This is a genomic window from Sphingobacterium sp. HSC-15S19, assembly GCF_050433745.1.
Classification (GTDB): Bacteria; Bacteroidota; Bacteroidia; order Sphingobacteriales; family Sphingobacteriaceae; genus Sphingobacterium; species Sphingobacterium siyangense.
Genome location: NZ_JBNPWQ010000001.1, coordinates 71948 through 95045, shown reverse-complemented (window position 1 = coordinate 95045; position 23098 = coordinate 71948). Strand labels below are relative to the sequence as shown.

The following is a 23098-nucleotide window of genomic DNA, read 5'->3' as shown; positions in this document are numbered from 1 at the left end:
CGACAATCTCAAGAATTCATACGATGAGTTATTGGGCTGCTGTTATCCTTGATGTTATATATACGTAAAAATTATTCGTACAAATGAAACTTAAAATTATAGGCTGCATTTTTATGCTTGTCTCCTATTTCTCCATATTTCCGGCCCTTGCCGCAACAATCAGCGGTAAAGTAACGGATGCAAAAACAAATCTTCCCATTGCCGGTGCTACAATATCTCTGCAACAGCTTCGTTCGAGCACTGCATCAGACCAACAAGGTCAGTATAGCTTTAAATCACTTCCTTCAAGTGGACGCTACCTGGTTGAGGTCCGTTTCTTGGGCTATCAGTCCGTTGTCAAGACCGTCGATTTAACTTCAGAAAATCTTTCCCTTGATTTCGCCCTAACCGAAAGTATTATTGAAACCAATGAAGTCGTCGTTACAGGTACATTGGTCACGTCACAGAGCCGGCGCAACAGTACCTCGGTTGCTGTAATCTCCAAAGATGAACTGCAGGGAAATGCAACGAATCTTATTGATGCTCTTTCCCGACAAGTTCCCGGACTAAGCCACATCACAACGGGACAAGGTATTTCAAAACCTGTTATACGAGGTCTCGGTTATAATCGTGTCGTTACGGTAAGTGATGGTGTTAAACAGATGGGACAGCAATGGGGAGACGAACATGGTATTGAAATCGACCAAAATCAACCGGATCGTGTGGAGGTCCTACGTGGTGCAGCCTCTTTGATGTACGGATCTGATGCTATTGGCGGTGTAATCAATGTGCTTGAACCAAATGTTCCTACAGCTGGGCAAATTAAAGGTGAAGTATTGAGCAGCTACTCCACCAATAACGGACTAACCAATAGTTCGGTTATGCTTACCGGTAATGAAAATGGCTTCGTATGGCGTGGGCGTGGTTCTTATCAAAACGCCTATTCTTATAATACGCCCGCAGGCCGATATGGCAATAGTGGTTTTAATACCAGTAATTTCAGTGGTATGCTCGGGCTAAACAAGCAATGGGGCTACTCTCATCTGAATTTTTCATACCTGAAAAATAATATCGGCTTTTACGACGCCGAACCTGGTGACCCGCTTTACATAAACTCAAAAAGCCGTACTTTGGATTTCCCCAAGCAGGACATCCGCCATTACAAACTGGCCCTCAACAATAACTTTGTCATCGGTTCCGGTAGTTTAAAACTAGATCTGGGCTATCAAAAAAATCAACGTCGGGAGCTCGAAGAAGCAACGCCTTCTTTATTCTTTGACCTGAATACGTATTCACTTGACGCAAAATATTCGTTAAGTGAAAAAAATGGCTGGCAACATGTCTTTGGTATTAGTGCTAGCCAGGAACACAGCTTAAATAAAGGTGTTGAATTCTTAATTCCGGCCTATGATCAGTTGGAATTGGGCGCTTTTGGCTATGCGAAGAAAACCTGGGGCGAAAATACCTTTAACGTCGGATTACGCTATGACTACGTCAATAACAAAGGCAAGCAACTCTTTATTGAAGACGAAGAGCAGTTCGCTGGTTTTAAAAATAGTTTCAGCAATGTTAGTGGAGCACTTGGATATACCCATATTTTCAGCGAAGACCTCAATTTTAAAGCAAATGCCGGTTCAGCTTTTAGAGCTCCTAATCCGGCAGAATTAGGTTCCAACGGTGTACACGAAGGAACGTACCGCTATGAAGTGGGTAATGAAAACCTGAAACCTGAACGAAGTTACCAAGCGGATGCAACCCTCGAATTTGGACATAGCATCGTTACAGGAAGTATCGGAATCTATGAAAACTATATCCACAATTTTATCTATGCCTCAACAACAAAAGGCGACACGAAAACCGTTGTGGGTGAAGATGGCGATTCTCATACCTACGACGTATATCGCTATGGCCAGGTAAACGCCAATCTTTACGGTGTCGAAGGAAGCCTGAATTTTCATTTGTTAAACTGGATACACCTGGATAATACATTTAGCTATACCCATGCACAGAACAATACCTTTAACAGACCCTTGCCATTGATTCCAGCTGGTGTTTTACACAATACATTGCGTCTTGAGCCCAAGATTAGCGGTTTGAATGCTTTCTACGTTTCTGTGGGGCTAGACAATTATTTCAAACAGAGCCGCATTGATGAAACCTTCGAAACGCCAGCAAACTCGTATACTTTATTGAACGCAGGAATCGGTACGACATTACATCTCGGATCGCAGCAACTGAAAGTATTTGCAGCAGCTTCAAACTTGACCAACAAACGTTATTACGATGCGTTGAGCCGATTGCGCCCAGGACGTCTTTCACAGGAAGACACGAGCTTTGGTGTCTACAATATGGGTAGAAACATCACCTTCGGTGTGTATCTGCCATTGAGCATAAAGTAAATTAAGCCTGATAATAAATGATCGTGAGATCGATTAAGATTAGTACATGGCAAAATAGAAAAGCGGGATCTTGAAGATCCCGCTTTTTTATTTTATACTTATTTGGGGTCATCTGCTGTCGCTTCCCTTGCCAAGGCTACTTCGTCGGGCATGGCTTCCAGGGAGGAATCCAACGCAAACAAGGATTCATCTGAAGCTCGGTCACCACCGGCAATCTTCAGTTTATCCATCAATTCCAGGGCCAATTTCTCTTCTTCAATCTGTTCCTTGACAAACCACTGTGCAAAGTTCCATGTTGCCCAGTCCTTCTCGGCCATCGCTAAATTGACAATGTTATAGATCGCTTCGGTATTATCTACTTCATGTTTAAAAACGCGATTAAAGCATTCGGTCAGCGATTGCGGGTCCGCTGGCTGCTCTGCAATAGCCTGTATTCTGGGGCGTCCACCTCTTTCCAGAATATAACCCATAATTTTAGTCATGTGATTTCGCTCTTCCTGGGCATGTCTATACAGAAAATTGGCGATTCCGCCATAACCCTGATCATCTGCCCATACCCCCAACGCCAAATAAATCTGTGCAGCCTCAGCTTCTTTTGTCATCTGACTGATTAAAATTTCCTGCATTTCCTTTGACAATCGATTCGTTTCCATAATATTCATTTTGATTTAGGAAAAGAACAGTTTCAGTGCTTATTTCGTTTGAAATTTATCGAGGAAAAACTGTCGAAAATTCGCCCCTTTAAATGAAACTGGACCTCATTTGTGACAGGCATATTCCAACCGTTACATTCCAACAAGTACATTTCAACCGGCACAAATCAATAGTTATAAAATCAATAGGTACAAAATTAATAAGCATAGAAAAAGGGAATACCATTGGCATTCCCTTTTTCTATGCTTTTATAGCGATACTATTTCAAGTTATCTCTATATACTTTCGCTTTTTTGATTTCTGTTTGGATATCTTTTTTCGATGCATCAAAGCTCAACACTTTTTCGTAATCCTTGATTGCATTGTTATAAGCGTCAGTTGCCATTGCCTTATTGTAGTTAGGCGTACCCTCCGTTCCGATCAAGATACCTAAATCGCGATTAGCGATCGCTCTATTTTGATAGAATTTCGAATCAGTCGGCGTAATGGCAATTGCTTTTGAATAATCCTCAATAGCAACTTTCAACAACTGCTCTTTGTTAGCAACAGATGTCTTATTTGTGGCTTGAGTAGCAAGATTGTTTGTTGCTTTCGCTTTGAAGTATAAAGCATTTGCATTTTTACCGTTCAATGCAACTACTTTTCCAAAAGTTTCAGCTGATTTTTTATAGTCACCATTTTGAAATTGAGAATATCCCAACATATATAATACGTCCGGATCTTTCCCTTCTTGAGGGAGGGCTTTAGTCAAGTATGACTCTGCATTCTTGAAATCACCATCCAAAAGAGCTTTCTGCCCCATTCTCACATTAGCGTTGCTATGCTCAGCCTGTTTTGGTTGTTGTGCATTCGCGCTAAAAGCAACTAAGGCAAAAACCCCAGTAAACAAACCCAATTTAAATGATTTTAAATTCATATCTAAATAGTTACGTTTTTATATTCACTCTTTAATGATCACTTGTGATCGTTTCTACATCTGTAAAAAAGCATCCGATTGATTTCTTTAAACGCAAGAACTGCCATCGGTGCCCTTTCACATTCCAATATTACAATTATTATGCCTATTTCTCCAACAAATGGCAGATAAATTTTATTTAACCTGCCTTTTTTTCCTATTCTAGAAAATAGATTTGTAATTTTGCTCACTTTTAGCAATTGGCACTTCCCTTGCAATATAGGGGAAACAATAATAGAAGCTTAAAATTTGAAAGTCAGCCGTCAACATGTCAGCGACTGCCAAATACACAAAATAAATACTATGAGCAAATTCGAAACTTTTGATTTCAGTCAAGCAATTCCAATCGTTGCAGAGGATACCGAATTCTTCCCCTTACTTACACAAGAGGATGAAGATAATATGGCGAATGCTGAAATTCCAGAAGCATTGTCTATTTTGCCTTTGCGTAATACCGTATTATTTCCCGGTGTTGTCATTCCGATTACCGTAGGTCGAGATAAATCCATCAAACTGGTCAAAGAAGCCTATAAAGGCAGCAAAACCATCGGTGTTGTTTCTCAAAAGGACATGACTGTAGAGGATCCAGGGTTTGAAGAACTAAATAAAGTGGGCACCGTAGCTCATATCATTAAAGTCCTCCAAATGCCTGATGGTAATACCACCGTCATCATCCAGGGAAAACAACGGTTCAACTTGTTGGAAATTGTCGATACTGAACCTTATTTAAAGGCACGTGTGGAGAAATTCAATGAAGCGAAGCCGAAGATGACCAAGCACTTTAAAGCGACAATTTCTACCTTAAAAGAAATGGCGCTGCAGATCATCCAACTTTCGCCAAACTTACCTAGTGAAGCTGGTATCGCGATTAAAAATATTGAAAGCCCTTCGTTTCTGATCAACTTTATTTCGTCGAATATCAATGTCGAAATGGTCAGAAAACAGGAACTACTTCAAATACCTAAAGTAGAGAATCGTGCCAAACTTTTATTGGAGCTCCTGACAACAGAAATCCAGATGCTGGAACTAAAGCACCAGATCCAGAATAAAGTACGTGTCGACCTTGACAAGCAACAACGTGATTATTTCTTGAACCAACAGCTCAAAACAATCCAGGAAGAGCTGGGTGGAAACACCCCCGATCTTGAGCTGGAAGAGCTTAAAAAACGGGGTAAGAAAAAGAAATGGAATGTTGATGTAGAAAAACATTTCACAAAAGAACTCGAAAAGCTATCGCGTATCAATCCTGCGGCTGCAGATTATTCGGTACAGCTCAATTACCTTGAGCTACTACTTGATCTACCCTGGAATGAAACAACAAAAGACAATTTTGATTTAAACAAAGCACAAAAAGTGCTCGATAAAGATCATTATGGACTTGAGAAAGTAAAAAAACGTATCATTGAATACCTTGCGGTATTGAAATTAAAAAATGATATGAAAGCACCTATTCTTTGTTTAGTAGGCCCTCCGGGAGTCGGTAAAACCTCTTTGGGAAGATCTATTGCCAAAGCATTGGGGCGTAAATATACCCGTATGGCCTTGGGTGGTGTGCGCGATGAAGCAGAAATCAGAGGACACCGCAAAACCTATATCGGCGCAATGCCGGGCCGTATCATCCAGTCCCTGAAAAAAGCAGGAGCAGCAAATCCGGTTTTTATTTTGGACGAAATCGATAAAATGAGCGCGGACTTCAAAGGAGATCCTTCGTCGGCCTTATTGGAAGTATTAGATCCGGAACAAAACACACATTTCTATGATCACTATGTCGAAATGGAGTTTGACCTTTCCAAAGTGATGTTTATTGCGACAGCCAATTCCTTGAGTTCTATTCAACCTGCGTTATTGGATCGGATGGAAATTATCGAAGTGAATGGTTATACCATCGAGGAGAAAATCGAAATCGCGAAAAAGCACCTTTTGCCAAAACAACGCGAAATGCATGGAATGGCATCCAAAGATGTCTCGTTAAAAGCTAAGATCATCGAACAGATTATCGAGGATTACACACGCGAATCTGGTGTGCGTGGATTAGAAAAAAAGATCGGCTCTGTCGTACGTGGTATCGCAACACGCATTGTCATGGAAAAGGATTACAGTCCGAGTATTAACGAACAAGATCTGCTCGATATCCTAGGCGCTCCAATATTTGATAAGGACATCTACGAAAATAACAATGTTGCCGGTGTCGTGACGGGCTTAGCCTGGACTTCCGTAGGTGGCGATATCTTATTTATAGAATCTTCGCTGAGCCCAGGAAAAGGACGTTTAAGCCTGACAGGTAATTTGGGTGATGTCATGAAAGAATCTGCGTCGATTGCACTAGCCTACCTGAAAGCCCACGCTTCGGATTTCGGCATTAACTACCGCGTTTTCGACCATTGGGACATCCATATCCACGTTCCTGCGGGTGCTATCCCAAAAGATGGCCCTTCAGCTGGTATAACAATGCTCACAGCACTGACATCGCTATTTACCCAACGTAAAGTGAAGGAGAAATTAGCTATGACAGGTGAAATTACCTTACGTGGAAAAGTATTACCTGTTGGCGGTATTAAGGAGAAAATCCTTGCCGCAAAACGTGCGAACATCAAAGATATTATCCTTTGTAAATCCAATGAAAAAGACATCTTGGAAATCAAGGAAGATTATATCAAAGACATGCAATTCCACTATGTGACTGAAATGTCGCAGGTGATCAAACTCGCGCTATTGGAAGAAAAAGTAACTGGTGCCATCGATCTGGCTCAAGATATAGAAAATACAAAAAAAGAGAATTAACAGATACCTGAAAGGTTTTGAATAGAAAGGGGCTATTCAAAATTTGGACTGCCCCCAAAAGATTGGACAAATTTAGTTAATTAGATTTGTAATAATGAGCTCGATATTCTGTCGGGCTCATTCCATTTAAATTTAGTTTTATCCGTTGATTATTGTAATAGGAGATATAATCTTCTATTTCGCTCACAGAACCTTATCAGCTATTCTTAAACGGTTTGAGCTGACTTTTCAAACAATTCTTTGTTGGAGCCAAGCTTCTTTTATCATAGCTTTTGATTGCAGAAATCATCGTTTAGAACCTAACTTTTCATGTAGGAGCTCCTCGTCCAAACTATCTTCATATTTTGAAATCACCAGCGTTGCCGCTGAATTTCCGATCAAATTGGTTATCGCCCTTGCTTCACTCATAAAACGATCCACACCAAAGATCAAAGCGACAGATTCTACCGGTACATGGCCTACTACAGGTAAAGTCGCAGCAAGGGTAACGAAACCGCTTCCTGTTACGCCTGCAGCACCTTTGGAGGTCAATAGCAATACCAACAATAAGGTAATTTCCTGCTCCAGGCTGAGATGCATATTGAGGGCCTGCGAAATAAAGACCGCTGCCATAGTCAGATAGATACTTGTCCCATCGAGATTGAAAGAATAGCCCGTGGGGATAACTAAGCCCACAACAGGTTTGGCACAGCCCGCATCTTCCATCTTCTGCATAATCCCCGGCAAAGCCGACTCAGAAGAGGAAGTCCCCAAAACGATTAAAATCTCTTCTTTGATATATTTTAAAAACTTAAAAACATTCACCTTGAGATAAAAATACAATACGGCCCCAATCACGATGATCACGAAGATAAAACAGGTCAGGTAGAAGCTCAACATCAGCATACCGAGTTTAGATAAGGCCTGGATTCCAAACTTACCGATCGTAAAACCCATTGCTCCCATTGCCCCGATTGGAGCCAGGTACATGATCATTTTGATAATGGAGAAGAGAACCTTCAGAAAAGATTGCAATACATTGAGCACAGGCTCGGAAGCTTTCTGCCCTATTTTTGTCATACCGATCCCAAATAGCACTGCAAAAACGAGCACCTGCAACATATTGTCAGACGCTACCGCAGCAATCACATTACCTGGAATGATCCCGATGATAAAATCCATAAAACTATGTGGCTCTTTGGATTCTGAAATATAATGGGATACCGAAGATACATCAAGACTCGCTGGATCGGCGTTCATCCCGGTACCCGGCTGTATCCAATTAACAAAGACCAGACCGATAATCAGGGCAATCGTTGTCATGATCTCGAAATAGATAATGGAAGTTAAACCGATTTTCCCCACTTTTTTCGTATCCTGCATTCCCGCTATCCCGATCACAATGGAGCTAAAAATCAATGGCGCAATAACCATCTTGATCAGTTTAATAAAAGCATCTCCTAATGGTTTTAGCTTAACAGCAAAATCGGGGTAATAGATACCACAGATGATCCCCACAAGTATACCCACGATGACTTGAAAATAGAGGCTCTTAAAAATATGCTTCATGATAGATTTATTTACGGACAGCAATTCCCTTGCTTTAATCGGTTTTTTAATTTAGGATATTGAAATTAATTGGTACGAATATAAAAAAAAAGGGATGCATAAATGCATCCCTTCCTATTATAATTTTGAACTTAGCTGCTGAAATATGCTCTTACATTCTTTCCTTCAATCCAGTTCATATAAGCTTTATTGACAACCTTGTTTCCACCAGGTGTTGGGTAATCACCGGAGAAATACCAATCACCCTTATGGTCTGGACAAGCTTTGTGTAAATTATCCAAAGTTTGGTAAATTACTTCAAGCTCTGCTTTCAGGTGGTGAGGTCTTACGATACGAGCAATTTCTTCCGAAATCTCTTCATCAGTAAAAGGTGCATAGATCGCTTTGACATAATTATCGATATCATTAACGTCCTGAGTCATTGATAATACACATTTTTGATAAACTTCATCGATAATATGTGCCATACCACGTTGTTTTAGGAGATTAATTGCGGCTTCGAATGCGACAAATTCACCCATACGTGACATATCGATACCATAACAATCTGGGTAACGAATCTGAGGCGCAGATGAAACAATCACGATTTTTTTAGGATTCAAACGATCCAGGATCGTTAAAATACTTTGTTTCAATGTTGTTCCCCTTACAATCGAGTCATCAATGGCAACAATCGTATCTTCGTGATCTTTTACAATACCGTAAGTTGTATCGTATACGTGCTGTACCATGTCTGTACGGTCCGCATCTTGCGTAATGAACGTACGCAGTTTAGCGTCCTTCACGTTGAGTTTTTCAAAACGAGGTTTAATACTCAAGATTTCATCCAATTCTTCATCAGAAATTTTTTCTGAACGATTCAATAAAGTATCTTTTTGAAAATCCCGAACGTAGGCATTGATACCATCCATTAGGCCATAGTAAGATACTTCAGCTGTATTTGGAATAAACGAGAATACGGTATTTTTGATGTTATTTTTAACAGATTCCAATACCTGAGGTACCAGTAATCTTCCTAATTCTTTACGTTCTTGATAGATATCAGCATCCGATCCACGTGAGAAGTAAATCCGTTCGAAAGAACAAGAACGTTGTTCTACGGGCTGTCTAAACATCTCTTGGGATACTGTACCATCTTTTTTAGCGATCAGGGCATGGCCTGGCTTAATTTCCTTCACAGCACCAATTGGAATATTGAATGCAGTTTGAATAACCGGTCTTTCCGATGCTACAACCAGGATCTCCTCATCCTGATAATAAAACGCCGGACGGATACCCGCTGGGTCGCGCATAACAAAAGCATCACCGTGACCAAAGATACCTGCGATGGTGTAACCGCCATCCCAAGTTTTGGCCGAACGCTTCAATATTTTGGTAACATCAATATTTTTAGCAATCAGCGAGCTGATCTCAATATTAGAATGACCTTCTTTTTTGAATTGATCGAAAAGATCCTGGTTCTCATCATCTAAGAAATGGCCAATTTTTTCCAAAACGGTTACGGTATCTGCTTTTTCCTTTGGATGTTGTCCCAACTCATATAATTGTTGCAACAATTCATCCACATTGGTCATGTTGAAGTTACCCGCTACCACCAAATTACGAGACATCCAATTGTTTTGTCTTAAAAATGGGTGACAGCTTTCGATACTGTTCTTTCCATGCGTTCCATAGCGCAAATGTCCTAAAAGTACTTCTCCCGTAAAACTTACGTTATCTTTTAACCATTGCGTATCTTTTGACTCTTCTGGAAATGCTTTCTGAACAGAAGCAAATTTTTTCTGTACATATTCGAATATGTCTGCCACAGCAGTTGAGCCCATTGCTCTGTAACGCGAAATGTAACGATTTCCAGGTTTAACATCAAATTTAATGGTTGCAATTCCAGCCCCGTCTTGTCCACGGTTGTGCTGTTTTTCCATTAATAGGTACAATTTGTTGATGCCATAAAATGGCGTACCATATTTTTCCTGATAATAAGATAAGGGTTTTAACAGGCGAATTAGTGCGATTCCGCACTCGTGTTTAATAGCGTCGCTCATATCTTGATTTGATGTCGCAAAAGTAAGAATTATTTAGCACTTAGCGATCGCCCCGCTCACTTTTTCAGCAATAAAATTACAGTGAATAGACAGAGGCTCTTTTGAATAGCTCCTTAAGGCCTATTGGGCGATAAAAACAGGGACTTTCACCGCATGGCGCAGCTTGTTAACTGTCTCACCGAAAACAAAATCCTTCACACCACTGTGCCCATGGCTTCCAACAACCAGTAGATCGGCGCCGTATTTTTCACATACTTCGGCAATACTCTTGATCCGGTTATTGTATCCCAGTTCATATGCTGTTTGATGTCCTTGCGACAATAGAAAATCAGCATACAATTTCAGTCGTTCCAAATCCTGACGCGATTCGTAATCATCCGTCGAATCCCCGGTATATTTCACCGATGCACTCTCAACAATATGTACAACGACAAAGGTCGTATCGTCATGCGACAGCTGTAAAGCATATTGGATTACTTTCTGATCTGAATTTGAGAAATCCAACGCGATCACAACTTTCTTAAAAGAGCCCTTATGTTCAAAATGCAATGCCTCAAATGGTGGGTGAACCTCCAGCTCCGTTGGTTTCGATTTGAGTAAAATGGGGTATAATACGGTCACCATCAATAAGGCAAACAAACCCACAGCGCCCATCACCAATAATACCGTTACCACAATATTATCGGCTTCACCAATCCAGCCGACCACTTCGTCATAGACCAATTTAAAATTCAAAACAGCGATAATGGCCGCTATCAGCCATGCCGCAATTTTTGTTAGCGGTTTAATGGCAAAAGAACCCATCTTGACTTTATCGCTCACAAAATGGATCAACGGGATGACAGCAAAAGCGAGCTGCATACTCAAGATTACCTGACTAAAGATCAGCAGCTGTCCAACGCGACCTTCACCCGAAATAAGTATCACCAATACAGCCGGGATAATCGCCAAAAGCCGGGTTATAATCCTTCGCAAAGTCGGACTAATCCGCAATCGAAGGTATCCCTCCATCACAATCTGACCGGCTAGGGTTCCCGTCACCGTTGAGCTCTGCCCGGCAAGAATCAAGGCAACAGCAAATAATTTTGAGGCCCATTCCGTTCCAAGAAGGTTACCCAATAGGTGATAAGCATCTTCAAGTTCGGCAACGTCATGCATACCGTTTTTGTGAAAAACAGAGGCTGCAAGAATCAATATCGCGGCATTTACCAAAAAGGCCAGGTTCAAGGCAATGGCACTATCCCAAAAGTTATACTTGAGCGATTTTCGAATAGAAACCTCATTCCGGTCAATCTTCCGTGTCTGTACAAGAGCCGAGTGCAAATATAGATTATGCGGCATGACGGTCGCGCCTATAATGCCTATGGCAATATATAGTGCGGCACTATTCGGGATACTGGGTATAAATCCAGTGGCCACCTCGGCAAAATCCGGTTTCGCCAAAAACATTTCTACCATGAAACACATGCCGATAAGCGCAATCAGGCCAATGATAAAAAGTTCCATTTTCCGCATCCCTAGCTTCTGAAGATAGAGCAATAAGAAAGTATCTGCAAAACTGATCATTACCCCCCAGAGCAGATCAATGCCGAAAAGGAGGTTAAGACCGATTGCCATACCCAAAACCTCCGCCAGGTCGCAGGCTGCAATTGCAATTTCAGCAAGTACATAGAGCACAAAATTCATCCGTTTAGGATAGGTTTCCCTGTTACACTGCGCAAGGTCTTTACCTCGTACAATACCTAAACGGGCACATAGATTCTGTAGTACTAGCGCCATGATATTACTCATCAACAGCACCCAAATCAGGGTATAGCCAAATTGGCTTCCTCCAGCAAGATCGGTAGCCCAGTTACCTGGATCCATATACCCCACACTAATGAGATAAGCCGGACCAAAGAAACTAAGTATCTTCTTAAATTTGGATTTCCCTTGATTGACATCTACACTTTCATGGATATCAGATAGGGATTTATGATGAGATTCGTCGTAATGCATAAAGTACTATAAGTGCAATATCGTCTATTGTCGGCCTTAAAGATAAAAAGCTTTACATTATTAGGCAATTAAACTGCGACATTATTAGAATTTAAATGCCAGCTGGCCAGAATTTTCCTTTGATTGGTTGCCAAATTGGATGAAATCGACGATCTCGTACTGCCCTAAATCAGGTTTAAACTGCCGCACATGAACGCCCTTGCACATAAAGCTCAGGTCGACAGACCGCAACTGTTCTTTTGCAATTTCAAGCTGTTCTGGTTCCAGACGTCGTCCAATCGAAATATGGGGTTCGTCGCTAATCTCGATCAAATCAAACTCCGCTAAAGTTTGAACAACCTTTCGCGCCCGGTCCTTGAGATAACTCCGGGCATGTACAGTCGGTGCAATATAGTACGCACCACCGGCGAATGATGAAAAATGATCAAAATAAACATACTGACTCCGCTCATAGACCAAAGTCTCCTGCAAAGCCTCAATAGCCATTGTCAGTTTACTCCCATCTGCTTCAAAAGCACATATCGTTACATGGGCTTTGGAATTGCAACTGGGATACCAGCCTTTGTTTTTGTCGGGAAACAGTTCGGCTAACGATGCACGTAATCGCCGCTTCAGGCCATCTACCAAGACAATACCAGCTTCATCAGGCTGAAAAACAAACGAATATTTATTGACACTACCCTCCATAACAAAAATCAGTTTCCGATCAGTAGGTAAGATAACAAATACCATGGAGATAACAAAACCAAAACCCAGCAGCAAGCTAATGAGACACTACCACCCGATGCCATAGTCCTCCCCATTGTTGCTGCTGCCACCCCAAAGTGTATGGTGCTGCTGGTCGAAATAAATAGCATTTATAGGTCCACTGGTACGATCACCGAGCTGTATGCTATACCCCATTTTCTTTAATTGTTCGATAATTGCTGGTGCTGTATTTTTATCCAATAGAAGGCTACCTGAGCGCGGTTTTCGATCGTCGGTCTTCGTTCCTCCCAGCGATAACCAAAGCTGGTTACTGTTGATATTGGCCGCTTCGCTGGCTTGTTGTGGCGTCATACCAAACTCGACCATATTCAAGAAAAACTGCAATAGGTTTTGATCCTGTGTATCTCCTCCCTGCACAGCAAAAGAAAGGTAAGGTTTTCCGTTTTTCAACGCCATCGAAGGGGTGAGTGTTACACGCGGTCTTTTGCCCGGCTCGACCACATTGAACGGGTTAATCAACGAATCTAAGACAAAACTCTGCAAACGTTGGCTCATGCCCACCCCGGTATTCCCGGCAATACAGGCAGGGAGCCAACCACCACTTGGTGTGATCGAAACGACCCAACCTTCTTCATCCGCAGCTTCAACGCTTGTGGTTCCCCGCAATAAACGGTCGACATAAGCACTATCCACCGTTAAAGATGCCAAAAGAGCTGTTTTTGGCAATTCCGTTCGCGACGAACTTGAGCGTGCGTCATGTTTAGGGACAAAATCATTTTTCAGCTCCGTATGTGGCGTAAACTCTTTCTTACGCTGCTCCAGTAACGAAAGATACGGATTCTGCTTACCTTCGTAGGGATAAGGGTCTCCGGGAAGTACATTCGGGTTATTTTGCTTAAGATCAATGGTTGCGGCCCTAGTCTTAGCATAGGACTCATTCAAAAGGCCTTGAATTGGTGTCTTAGGTTTACCGTAGGGATCACCGTAATAAAAATCCCGATCGGCAAAGGCCAAGTTCATAACCTGATAGAGTGTATGGATATAGGGAGCCGAATTATAACCCATTGCCTTTAGATCAAAGTTTTTCAACAACTGCAAACTCTGTAGCATGGCCGGTCCCTGTGTCCATTCTTGTAATTTATACACGTCAACGCCCTTATAATTGACATGCAATGGTTCCTCCTCAATAGGTTTCCAATTGGCTAGGTCTGCTTTCGTGATTAAGCCTCCTTGCTCCTTACTGCCACGGACAAATTCATCTGCAATATCGCCGGTGTAAAACCGATCATAAGCAGCCATGATTGCAGCCTTTCGATCTTTACCCGCTGCAAGAGCCTGCTTTTCGGCTTCTATCAATTTGGATAGGGTCTTATGCAGATCCTGCTGTACAAAAACCTCTCCGGCTTCGGGAGCTTCCCAGGATTTACCATCATGTACTAAAAACACCTTTTTACTGTATGGCCATTCTTTAATGCGCTCTTTGCCACGTTCAATACTCGTTGCAGTTTGCGCATCAATCGGGTACCCTGCAGCCATTTCAAGAGCAGGAGCTAATACTTCTGCTAGACTTTTCGTTCCATAATGAGCCAACATATAGCACAAACCGCCGGGTGTACCCGGTGTGACAGCAGCAAGGGGACCATATTCTGGTGGAAATTCGTAGCCCTTTGATCTAAAAAAATCGACTGTCGCTCCACTGGGTGCTACCCCCAAGGCATTTATCGCAATGACCTTCTTTAGTTTCGGATGATAAATTAAGGCCTGCGTCTCTCCGCCCCAACTCAGTACATCCCACATCGTACAGGTTGCTGCGAGCATTGCACAAGCAGCGTCCACCGCATTTCCCCCTTGTTGGAATAGCTGGGCACCCGCTGTTGCCGCCAAGGGTTTGCCCGTAATAGCCATCCAATGTTTTCCATGTAAAGGTGGTTTCTGTGTACGCTGAGCGGAACTCAGCATCGGCGTACAGGTAGTGAGCAATCCAAACAGCGTCATCAGTAGCAAGGGGGATCTTCTTTTCATAGCAGCAATCTTTCGTTAAGCAATGGTTTTAGTAAAACCAAGATAGGTATTTTTAAAACAAACAAAAAACTCCCATCAACCGAGATTGATAGGAGTTTTTAAAATCTTATTTGCTATTGGTTTACCAATAAATAGAATATAATGCTGTAACCAATAGCGCTACGATCAATGCAATGACCAAAAACGCCCGGTGTGGTTTAAACATCGTGGTATCAACTTCCAATCCAGCTGGCACGACACCGCGCTTATTGTCGACTATACTGATGAGAATCATACCGATAATACAGATGATGAAGACGAATCCCATTCTATCCAAAAATGGAATTTCGTAGACTCCTGTTGTTGGATTTGGAACGGAGAAACCTGTCGATGACAAGAATGACAGATCGACCCAATCCGGCAATTTCTTGAAGATGATGGAGAAAATAAAACCACCAATTGTTGCAAACAAAGCTGCATTTGAAGTTGCTTTCTTCCAGAAGAATCCTAAAATGAACATCGCAAAAATACCTGGAGATACAAAACCCGTATATTCTTGAATATATTGGAATCCACCTTTTTTATCAATACCCAAATGTGGAGCAATCAGCACACCCAAAATCATGGCAACCACAACAGTTAGCTTGCCGATATTGACCAATTTCTTGTCCGATGCTTCTGTATTGAATACTTTTTTATAAATATCCAAGGAGAAGATTGTAGCGATACTGTTTGCTTTACCTGCCAAAGAAGCGACCACTGCAGCTGTTAGTGCTGCAAAAGACAAGCCTTTTAAACCTGCTGGCAATAAATTCAACAAAACTGGATAAGCGTGGTCAGGGTTTACCTCACCATGTTGCATCATTTCATTTTGGAACAAGCCATCTTTCCACATGACATAGGCTGCAATACCCGGCAACACAACAATGATAGGCATTAATAACTTCAGAAATGCTGCAAACAAGATACCGTTTCTCGCGGTTTTCAAATCTGCTCCAAGCGCGCGTTGCGTGATGTATTGATTACACCCCCAGTAATTCAAATTAACGATCCACATACCGCCAATCAACACAGTTAACCCCGGTAAATCGAGATAGTTCTCATTTTTACGATCCAAAATCATATGGAAGTGGTCGGAAGCTTTTTCGGTCATCAAGTGATAGCCTTCCAATACTCCTGAGCCACCATAGTGCTCTGAAACGAGATTCAAGGCTAGGTAAGTGGTAGCCAAACCACCCAATACCAAAAAGAAAACCTGAATAATATCCGTATAACCGATTACTTTCATTCCTCCCAATGTAATGATCACAGCAAAAATCGCAATGGCATACATACAGGCATCCAGACTGATACCGGAAATACTACTTACCGCAATGGCTCCCAAATAGAGGATGGATGTCAAATTAACGACAACATACAACAATAACCAGAAAACGGCCATGATCATCGCAACAGTCCCATTATATCGTTTATGGAGAAACTGTGGCATCGTAAAGATCTTGTTCTTTAAGTATACCGGGATAAAAAATACCGCAACGACAATCAGTGTAATGGCAGCCATCCACTCGTAAGTCGCAATAGCCAATCCCATCTTAAATCCGGAACCGCTCATACCGATAAATTGCTCGGCCGAAATATTGGACGCAATAAGTGAAGCTCCGATAGCCCACCAAGTCAATGACCCCTCAGCCAAAAAATAGTCTTTGGAACCTACAGATTCAGATTTTTTGCGATAATACACCCATAATCCGTAACCTGCTACAATAACAAAGTATACCAGGAAAACGATGTAATCTTTTGTGCTTAAATAATTATTCATGTATTGGTAATTGGTTTAATTTGATCGCCTAATATAGAAATATTTTTAGAACTATATATATCTATTGACCAAATTTTCTAAATACTCCTGTTTACCACTAATCGTTTTCGGCTCACCTAATTCCACTGCTAAATCCCTTAAGTTCTCCAGGGTCAATGTCCGTTCTTCAAATGACGCACCATGGCCTGTATCAAAAGAAGCATAACGATCGGCCCGTATTTTTTTGTAATCCGAGTCTTGCAAGATACGATCTGCCGTAATAAGCGCGCGCGCAAAAAGATCCATACCACCGATATGTGCATAAAACAAATCTTCAGGATCTGTCGAGTTCCGACGGATTTTGGCATCAAAATTCACACCTCCACCTTGGAATCCACCACCTTCTAAAATAATCAACATGGCTTCGGTCAATTCATTGATATCATTCGGAAATTGATCTGTATCCCATCCATTTTGATAATCACCGCGGTTAGCATCAATGGAGCCCAATTTACCTGCATCTACAGCAACCTGTAGCTCATGCTGGAACGTATGTCCGGCCAATGTCGCATGGTTTACCTCTAAATTTAATTTAAAATCTTCCAAAAGATTATACTGGCGCAGGAAGCCCAGCACGGTAGCCGCATCATAATCGTATTGATGTTTTGTAGGCTCACATGGTTTCGGCTCTATAAAGAAAGTTCCTTTAAAACCATTTTTGCGGGCATAATCCTTGGCCATGTGTAAAAACTGGGCAAGATGTTCCTGCTCACGCTTCATATTGGTATTTAAAAGGCTCATATACCCCTCTCTACCACCCCAGAACACATAATTTTCACCACCAAGAGCAATCGTTGCGTCCAAGGCTGCCTTGACCTGTGCGCCACCATGTGCAAGAACATGAAAATCTGGATTAGTTGCTGCTCCATTCATGTAGCGTTTATGGCTAAAAAGATTGGCTGTTCCCCAAAGCAATTTTATACCGCTTTCCTGTTGTTTTTCCTTCGCATAATCAACGATAGTCGACAGACGTTTTTCATTTTCAACCACATTATCCGAATAATCAACTAAGTCCACATCATGGAAGCAATAGTAGGGTATATTTATTTTACTGATAAATTCGAATGCCGCATCCATTTTATCTTTTGCCCTTGTGATTACATCGTTGCTTTCATCCCATGGAAATTGATGTGTCGGTCCGCCAAATGGATCAGATCCGTTACCATTGAAAGAATGCCAGTACGAACAGGCAAATTTAAAGTACTCTTCCATGGTTTTGCCGCCAACAATTTGTTTTGGATTATAATAACGGAAAGCCAATGGATTTGTACTGTCCTTTCCTTCGAATTGAATTTGGCCAACGCCTTTAAAAAATTCTTTTTTCCCTTTGATAATATTCATCTTATTTACTATTTATTTGTTTGTTTAATAATTCCTTCCATTGCTGATAATGCTCCTCATATTGCGCTACAAATTGAGGTTCCACTGTATACACAGGTTTCAAAGACCGAAAAGCTTCTGTAGAATCTGCATAATACCCACTTCCTATACCTGCTCCAAGAGCGGCTCCAATACTGCCATCATGATTAAAGATTTCAACTGGAACGTCAGTGGCTCCCACAAATGACTCCCTGAAAACAGCGCTCAAGAATAAATTTGCATAACCTGCACGAATCATATTTGGATGCAGATTATTTTCGCGCATGATATCCAAACCATAGCGAAAAGCATATGCAATCCCTTCCTGTATAGCACGCAGTATATCGCTTGTCTCATGCCTATTCAAATCTATCGCTGAAATTGAAGCTCCAACCGTTTGATTGTTGAGCATCCGCTCGGCACCGTTGCCAAATGGGATAACCTGCAATCCTTTGCTACCGATAGGAGATGCGCCAGCCTGGGCGTTAATCTGTTCGTAAGACAAATCGCGTCCCAACAAACGTCTACCCCAGCTATTCATAATGCCTGTTCCATTGATACAGAGCAGTACACCTGTACGGATATCATTCTCCTGATAATTCACATGAGCAAATGTATTTACACGCGATTCGCGGTCGGCGATCAGCTTGTCGCTGACGCCATAGATCACACCGGAAGTACCTGCGGTCGCAGCAACTTCACCAGGTTGAAGGACATTCAGCGAAAGTGCATTGTTAGGCTGGTCGCCGGCTTTATAATTGATGGTCACTGTACCAGAAAGCCCAAGTTCTTCAGCAACAGCGGCTTTAATTTGACCATGCGTTGAAAACACAGGTAAGATCTCAGGAATAAGATGATCATCAAAGCCATAATAATCCATAATCGTACGCGACAATACATTATCCTTGAAATCCCAGAATATCCCCTCAGATAGGGCTGAAATGGAAGTCGTCACCTGCCCCGAAAGTTTCATGGCGATGAAATCCCCCGGCAACATGATCTTATCTATTTTTTCATAAATTTCCGGCTCGTTTGCTTTTACCCAGGCCAACTTTGACGCTGTGAAATTACCCGGGGAATTCAGATGATGACTCAGATTAAAAGACCTTCCGATTTCTTCAAAAGCGATATTTCCCAATTCAACAGCCCTGCTGTCGCACCAGATAATGGCATTTCGCAGCACATGCTGATCTTTATCGACCACAACTAAGCCGTGCATCTGGTATGCAATGCCAATGGCCGAAATTGCTTTGGGGTCATACAGGCCCAGCCCGTTTGCCTTCAACAGAGCCTGTTTAAAGTAGTCCCACCAATCGAGCGGGTTCTGTTCTGCCCAATTGGGCTCCAAAGTAATTATGGGAGCTTCTACATCCGGATATTGCACCGAGCAAACCTTACGTTGTGAAGATGCCTCGACAATCGAAACTTTTACAGAAGAAGTACCTACGTCTATACCTAATAAATACATGGTAATCAATTCAAATTGGTTATAAAAAACAACATCGGCCTAATATTGCAACCGGTTGCATAAAAGTAGGGTATGTTTCTGAATTATCAAAATATTAAATAAAATTATTTACTTTGGAGCGTGAATAAAAAAACGACAATTTATGATATAGCCCGTGCGCTTGGAGTGACAGTCTCTACCGTATCGCGCGCATTGAATAATGTGCCTACGATCAGCGAGGCGACACGAAAGCTGGTGCTCGACAAAGCAAAGGAATTGAATTACAGCGTCAATAAGTTGGCCTCTTCTCTTTCCTCGGGCAAGTCCAATACCATCGGTGTCATTGTTCCTACCATGCAAATTCATTTTTTTGCAGAAGCCGTACATAGCATTGAAAAAGAGTTAAAAAAACACAACTACAGCCTATTGCTTTATCAATCGAATGAATCGTTTGAAGATGAAGTCAATGGCGTGAAGACCTTACTTGAAGCTCAGGTAGACGGCATCATTGCTTCGTTGTCGCTGGAGACGCAAGAAACCCAGCATTTTCAGGAAGTGATCAATCAGCGCAAATGCCTGGTTATTTTTGACCGTACCCATAAAGATATTCCTGCTCCTGTGGTCAAACTTGACGATTTTAGAGCCGGCTACCTTGCAACACAGCACCTGCTCGAACAGGGCTACAAAAATATTGCCTTTATCACAACGGACAAAGAAATCGCTATTTTCCAGGATCGTTTCCATGGTTTCGAAGCGGCCTTAAAAGATGCGCAGATTTCCCCACGGGAAGACTTTATCATTCGCGGCGACTTATCCATTGAAGCCGGCATCAAAGGAACTAAACAGATTCTAAAATCTGCAATCCAACCGGACGCCTTTATTGGTGGTGATGACTTTACAGCTGTCGGGATTATTCAGGCATTAAAAACTGCAAATATTGCCATTCCAGCAACAGGAGTGATCGGTTTTGCAAACCAGACCTTTTCTTCCTTTATTAGCCCTACACTGTCAAGTATTGATCAACAGGCCAACAAAATGGGGGAAGAATGTGCAAAACTCTTTCTGAAAATGGTCAAACAAAAAAATCCGTACGATGCCATCGAACAGATTGTTCTTGATCCCATATTGATAAAAAGAAAATCTACCAATAGAATAGACAAATAATCAGTACCTTTGCCTAAATTTGTTTAAATGCAAGCCCGGCAGAAATTTAGGATAATAAGCATCTGCTTATTATTCGTCATTCAGGCCCTTTTTTTAGTGGCCATCTTTGTAGAAAATACACATTCTTATATTGTATTGGCTTTTATTGGCCTATTGTCCTTACTGATCTTATACAGTTACCTTAAATCGCCCATTCATCATCACAGGCATGAATATGAATCGATTAAAATTGCTATTTGGGTACCTATAGGTGCGATTTCATCCTACTATTTCAATCAGATCTTCGGTTTGGGTCCTGTATTGGGGGCAGCGCTGACAGGTACCATAGCCTCTTTCATTCCAAATATCAACAAAAATTCGACTTATCTGCCCCACCTTCCAGCAGCAATTTATTGCGGCGCATTTGTAGGAATGTCCAATGCGCAAGTGGCTCATGGGTTCTCTTTTATTTTAGCAGCGAGTATTTTTACAGCGATCTTTCTGATTGTATCGAAAAGTTTATTAAATGGTGTCGGCGGTAAACTAGGCACATTGGCCTTTCTTGGTGTTTCACTGACTTACCTCCTTTTATATATTTTTAAGTAATATGGAAACATTCATTTTATACCTAGTTGGCATCATCGGGAGCACGGCGACATACTATGTCAACACCAAGTTTCACCAAGGGGCAGTGCGTTCATCGGCATTGCTGACCTTACTTGTTGCAGGTTTTCTACATTTCTTCCCACAAAGTGTTCCTCCTCATCTCGCACAGTACATTCCCCCTATTTTTATAGGCGCGTCATTTATAGGCATGGTCTCCAAAAACCAGTTATCAACCTATTTCGGTTTGGCTCTAGCTGGCGCTATTTTCACGACAATACTGCTCAATACCAGTAAATTTTTTACTGGTTATGGCGGAGCCCTCGGCACTTCCGCCTGCATCGCGCTGTTGGTCGTACTGAGCATTCCTTATTTTAAATCACCACGGAAAATGACCGTTGGATTTCTTCAGCTCCGCAAAACAATCTTAAAAAAACAGGGAAAAATTTCAAAAAGACGAGTAGATTTGTTTAAATAAAAAGCATAACCACATGAAACCTTTATTTCTGGTCTTTATTATCCAAACCTTCTTATTGAGCCAGCTGAGTGCTCAACAAGCAAAAATCAACATCGTAAATCAAGAACGCAACAGCAGCTACAGAGGCCTAAGTGTAGTCGATGATACAACTGTATGGGTAAGCGGAAGCAATGGTACCGTCGGGCTCAGCACCGATGCTGGAAAAAACTGGCAGTGGGTAAATCCAATTGGCTACGAAAAAACAGATTTTAGGGATATCGAAGCATTTGATGAGAACGAAGCCTTAATTATTTCGGCAGGTTCCCCGGCCATCATCTTAAGTACCCATGACGGCGGTCGAAGCTGGAAAGAAGTATTCATAGATAAGCGGCCCGAAATATTTTATGACGGTTTTGCTTTTACACCAAAAGGGATCGGTATTGCCTTTGGCGACGCCATTCAGGGGAAAATGCCACTATTAAAAAGCATCGATTTCGGAAGGTCCTGGAAAGATATATCCGCGAATATGCACTTTACAATTACTGAAGGAGAGGCCGGTTTTGCGGCCAGTGGAACCTCCATCTACTGCGATAATAAAGGGACATACTGGATTGCCACCGGTGGAACAGCAGCCAATATCTACAGCAGCAAAGATCAGGGGGACACATGGCAACGTTACAGCTGCCCCATCATTCAGGGGAAAAATAGCACCGGTCCTTTTTCCGTTGCATTTTACTCGTCGAAAACTGGTATTGTAGTCGGTGGCGATTACAAAGAGGATAAAAACAAAGACAAAAATAGCCTGTTAACCAACGATGGCGGTAAAACATGGTTTGCGGCAGAAACAGCTCCCGATGGCTTTAAGTCGGCCGTTATTTACCTTTCAAAAAAACAGCTGATCAGCACGGGAACCTCGGGTACAGACCTCTCTAATGACGGCGGAAAAAACTGGACGCCTATCGGAAAGGAAAGCTTCAATGCCGTACAAAAGGCAAAAAAAGGCCAAGCGATATTTTTAGTGGGTGATAAAGGAAAAATAGCGAATTTAGCATTATAAGCTAAATTCGCTATTTTTTGCACCTCTACACGCTATTTCTTACAACAACGGCGCACTATTTTTTGCAACACTGGAGCTAGGTTTCGCAGTGCAAAAAAACTGAGATTTA

Annotated in this window: 17 protein-coding genes; 6 read left to right on the top strand and 11 right to left on the bottom strand. The window is 41.9% G+C overall.

Annotation, left to right across the window (positions count from 1 at the left end; translation table 11 throughout):
• The first annotated feature begins 83 nt into the window (after positions 1-83).
• Complete coding sequence (locus L1283_RS00415; RefSeq protein ID WP_429625600.1) at positions 84-2378, top strand: TonB-dependent receptor; 2295 nt, start codon at positions 84-86, stop codon at positions 2376-2378.
• A gap of 98 nt (positions 2379-2476) precedes the next feature.
• Here L1283_RS00415 and L1283_RS00410 read toward each other — a convergent pair whose 3' ends face one another.
• Positions 2477-3031 carry a ferritin gene (locus tag L1283_RS00410; protein ID WP_429625598.1) on the bottom strand — a complete coding sequence of 185 codons (555 nt, stop codon included), beginning with the start codon at positions 3029-3031 and terminating at the stop codon, positions 2477-2479.
• A 260-nt stretch (positions 3032-3291) separates the two neighbouring features.
• Entirely contained in the window at positions 3292-3948 is a 657-nt protein-coding gene (locus L1283_RS00405) for a tetratricopeptide repeat protein (protein ID WP_070563675.1), read from the bottom strand.
• 342 nt (positions 3949-4290) lie between these two features.
• Between L1283_RS00405 and lon the strand changes: the two genes are divergently transcribed.
• Complete coding sequence (lon, locus tag L1283_RS00400; protein ID WP_088162623.1) at positions 4291-6768, top strand: endopeptidase La; 2478 nt, start codon at positions 4291-4293, stop codon at positions 6766-6768.
• 76 nt (positions 6769-6844) lie between these two features.
• Here the strand turns inward: lon and L1283_RS00395 are convergent, their stop codons facing one another.
• The 9 genes from L1283_RS00395 to L1283_RS00355 form a co-directional block, all read right to left on the bottom strand.
• The gene (locus L1283_RS00395) at positions 6845-6955 is read right to left on the bottom strand and encodes an IS3 family transposase (RefSeq protein WP_083295844.1); all 111 of its coding nucleotides are present in this window, start codon (positions 6953-6955) and stop codon (positions 6845-6847) included.
• Positions 6956-7053: 98 nt separating this feature from the next.
• Positions 7054-8316, bottom strand: a complete 1263-nt coding sequence (gene dctA / locus L1283_RS00390) for a C4-dicarboxylate transporter DctA (protein WP_145329722.1) — start codon at positions 8314-8316, stop codon at positions 7054-7056.
• Between the two features lie 131 nt (positions 8317-8447).
• A complete protein-coding gene (locus tag L1283_RS00385; RefSeq protein ID WP_088162625.1) occupies positions 8448-10358 on the bottom strand; it encodes a class II glutamine amidotransferase in 1911 nt (636 codons plus the stop codon).
• Positions 10359-10478: 120 nt separating this feature from the next.
• Complete coding sequence (locus L1283_RS00380) at positions 10479-12356, bottom strand: Nramp family divalent metal transporter (RefSeq protein WP_088162626.1); 1878 nt, start codon at positions 12354-12356, stop codon at positions 10479-10481.
• An 84-nt stretch (positions 12357-12440) separates the two neighbouring features.
• The gene (locus tag L1283_RS00375; RefSeq protein WP_088162627.1) at positions 12441-13088 is read right to left on the bottom strand and encodes a 2'-5' RNA ligase family protein; all 648 of its coding nucleotides are present in this window, start codon (positions 13086-13088) and stop codon (positions 12441-12443) included.
• Positions 13089-13130: 42 nt separating this feature from the next.
• A complete protein-coding gene (locus tag L1283_RS00370) occupies positions 13131-15086 on the bottom strand; it encodes a gamma-glutamyltransferase family protein (protein ID WP_198385975.1) in 1956 nt (651 codons plus the stop codon).
• A 121-nt stretch (positions 15087-15207) separates the two neighbouring features.
• Positions 15208-16884, bottom strand: coding sequence for a sodium/sugar symporter (locus L1283_RS00365; RefSeq protein ID WP_088162628.1), 1677 nt, complete (start codon positions 16882-16884; stop codon positions 15208-15210).
• A gap of 51 nt (positions 16885-16935) precedes the next feature.
• Positions 16936-18264 carry a xylose isomerase gene (gene xylA, locus L1283_RS00360; protein ID WP_075993907.1) on the bottom strand — a complete coding sequence of 443 codons (1329 nt, stop codon included), beginning with the start codon at positions 18262-18264 and terminating at the stop codon, positions 16936-16938.
• A 1-nt stretch (position 18265) separates the two neighbouring features.
• Positions 18266-19750, bottom strand: a complete 1485-nt coding sequence (locus L1283_RS00355) for a xylulokinase (protein WP_088162629.1) — start codon at positions 19748-19750, stop codon at positions 18266-18268.
• A gap of 120 nt (positions 19751-19870) precedes the next feature.
• Between L1283_RS00355 and L1283_RS00350 the strand changes: the two genes are divergently transcribed.
• The 4 genes from L1283_RS00350 (at position 19871) to L1283_RS00335 (ending at position 22989) form a co-directional block, all read left to right on the top strand.
• The gene (locus L1283_RS00350) at positions 19871-20893 is read left to right on the top strand and encodes a LacI family DNA-binding transcriptional regulator (protein WP_075993908.1); all 1023 of its coding nucleotides are present in this window, start codon (positions 19871-19873) and stop codon (positions 20891-20893) included.
• A gap of 96 nt (positions 20894-20989) precedes the next feature.
• A complete protein-coding gene (locus tag L1283_RS00345; protein WP_232475594.1) occupies positions 20990-21478 on the top strand; it encodes a hypothetical protein in 489 nt (162 codons plus the stop codon).
• A gap of 1 nt (position 21479) precedes the next feature.
• Complete coding sequence (locus tag L1283_RS00340) at positions 21480-21953, top strand: hypothetical protein (protein WP_075993910.1); 474 nt, start codon at positions 21480-21482, stop codon at positions 21951-21953.
• Positions 21954-21966: 13 nt separating this feature from the next.
• The gene (locus tag L1283_RS00335; RefSeq protein WP_088162630.1) at positions 21967-22989 is read left to right on the top strand and encodes a WD40/YVTN/BNR-like repeat-containing protein; all 1023 of its coding nucleotides are present in this window, start codon (positions 21967-21969) and stop codon (positions 22987-22989) included.
• Positions 22990-23098 lie beyond the last annotated feature (109 nt).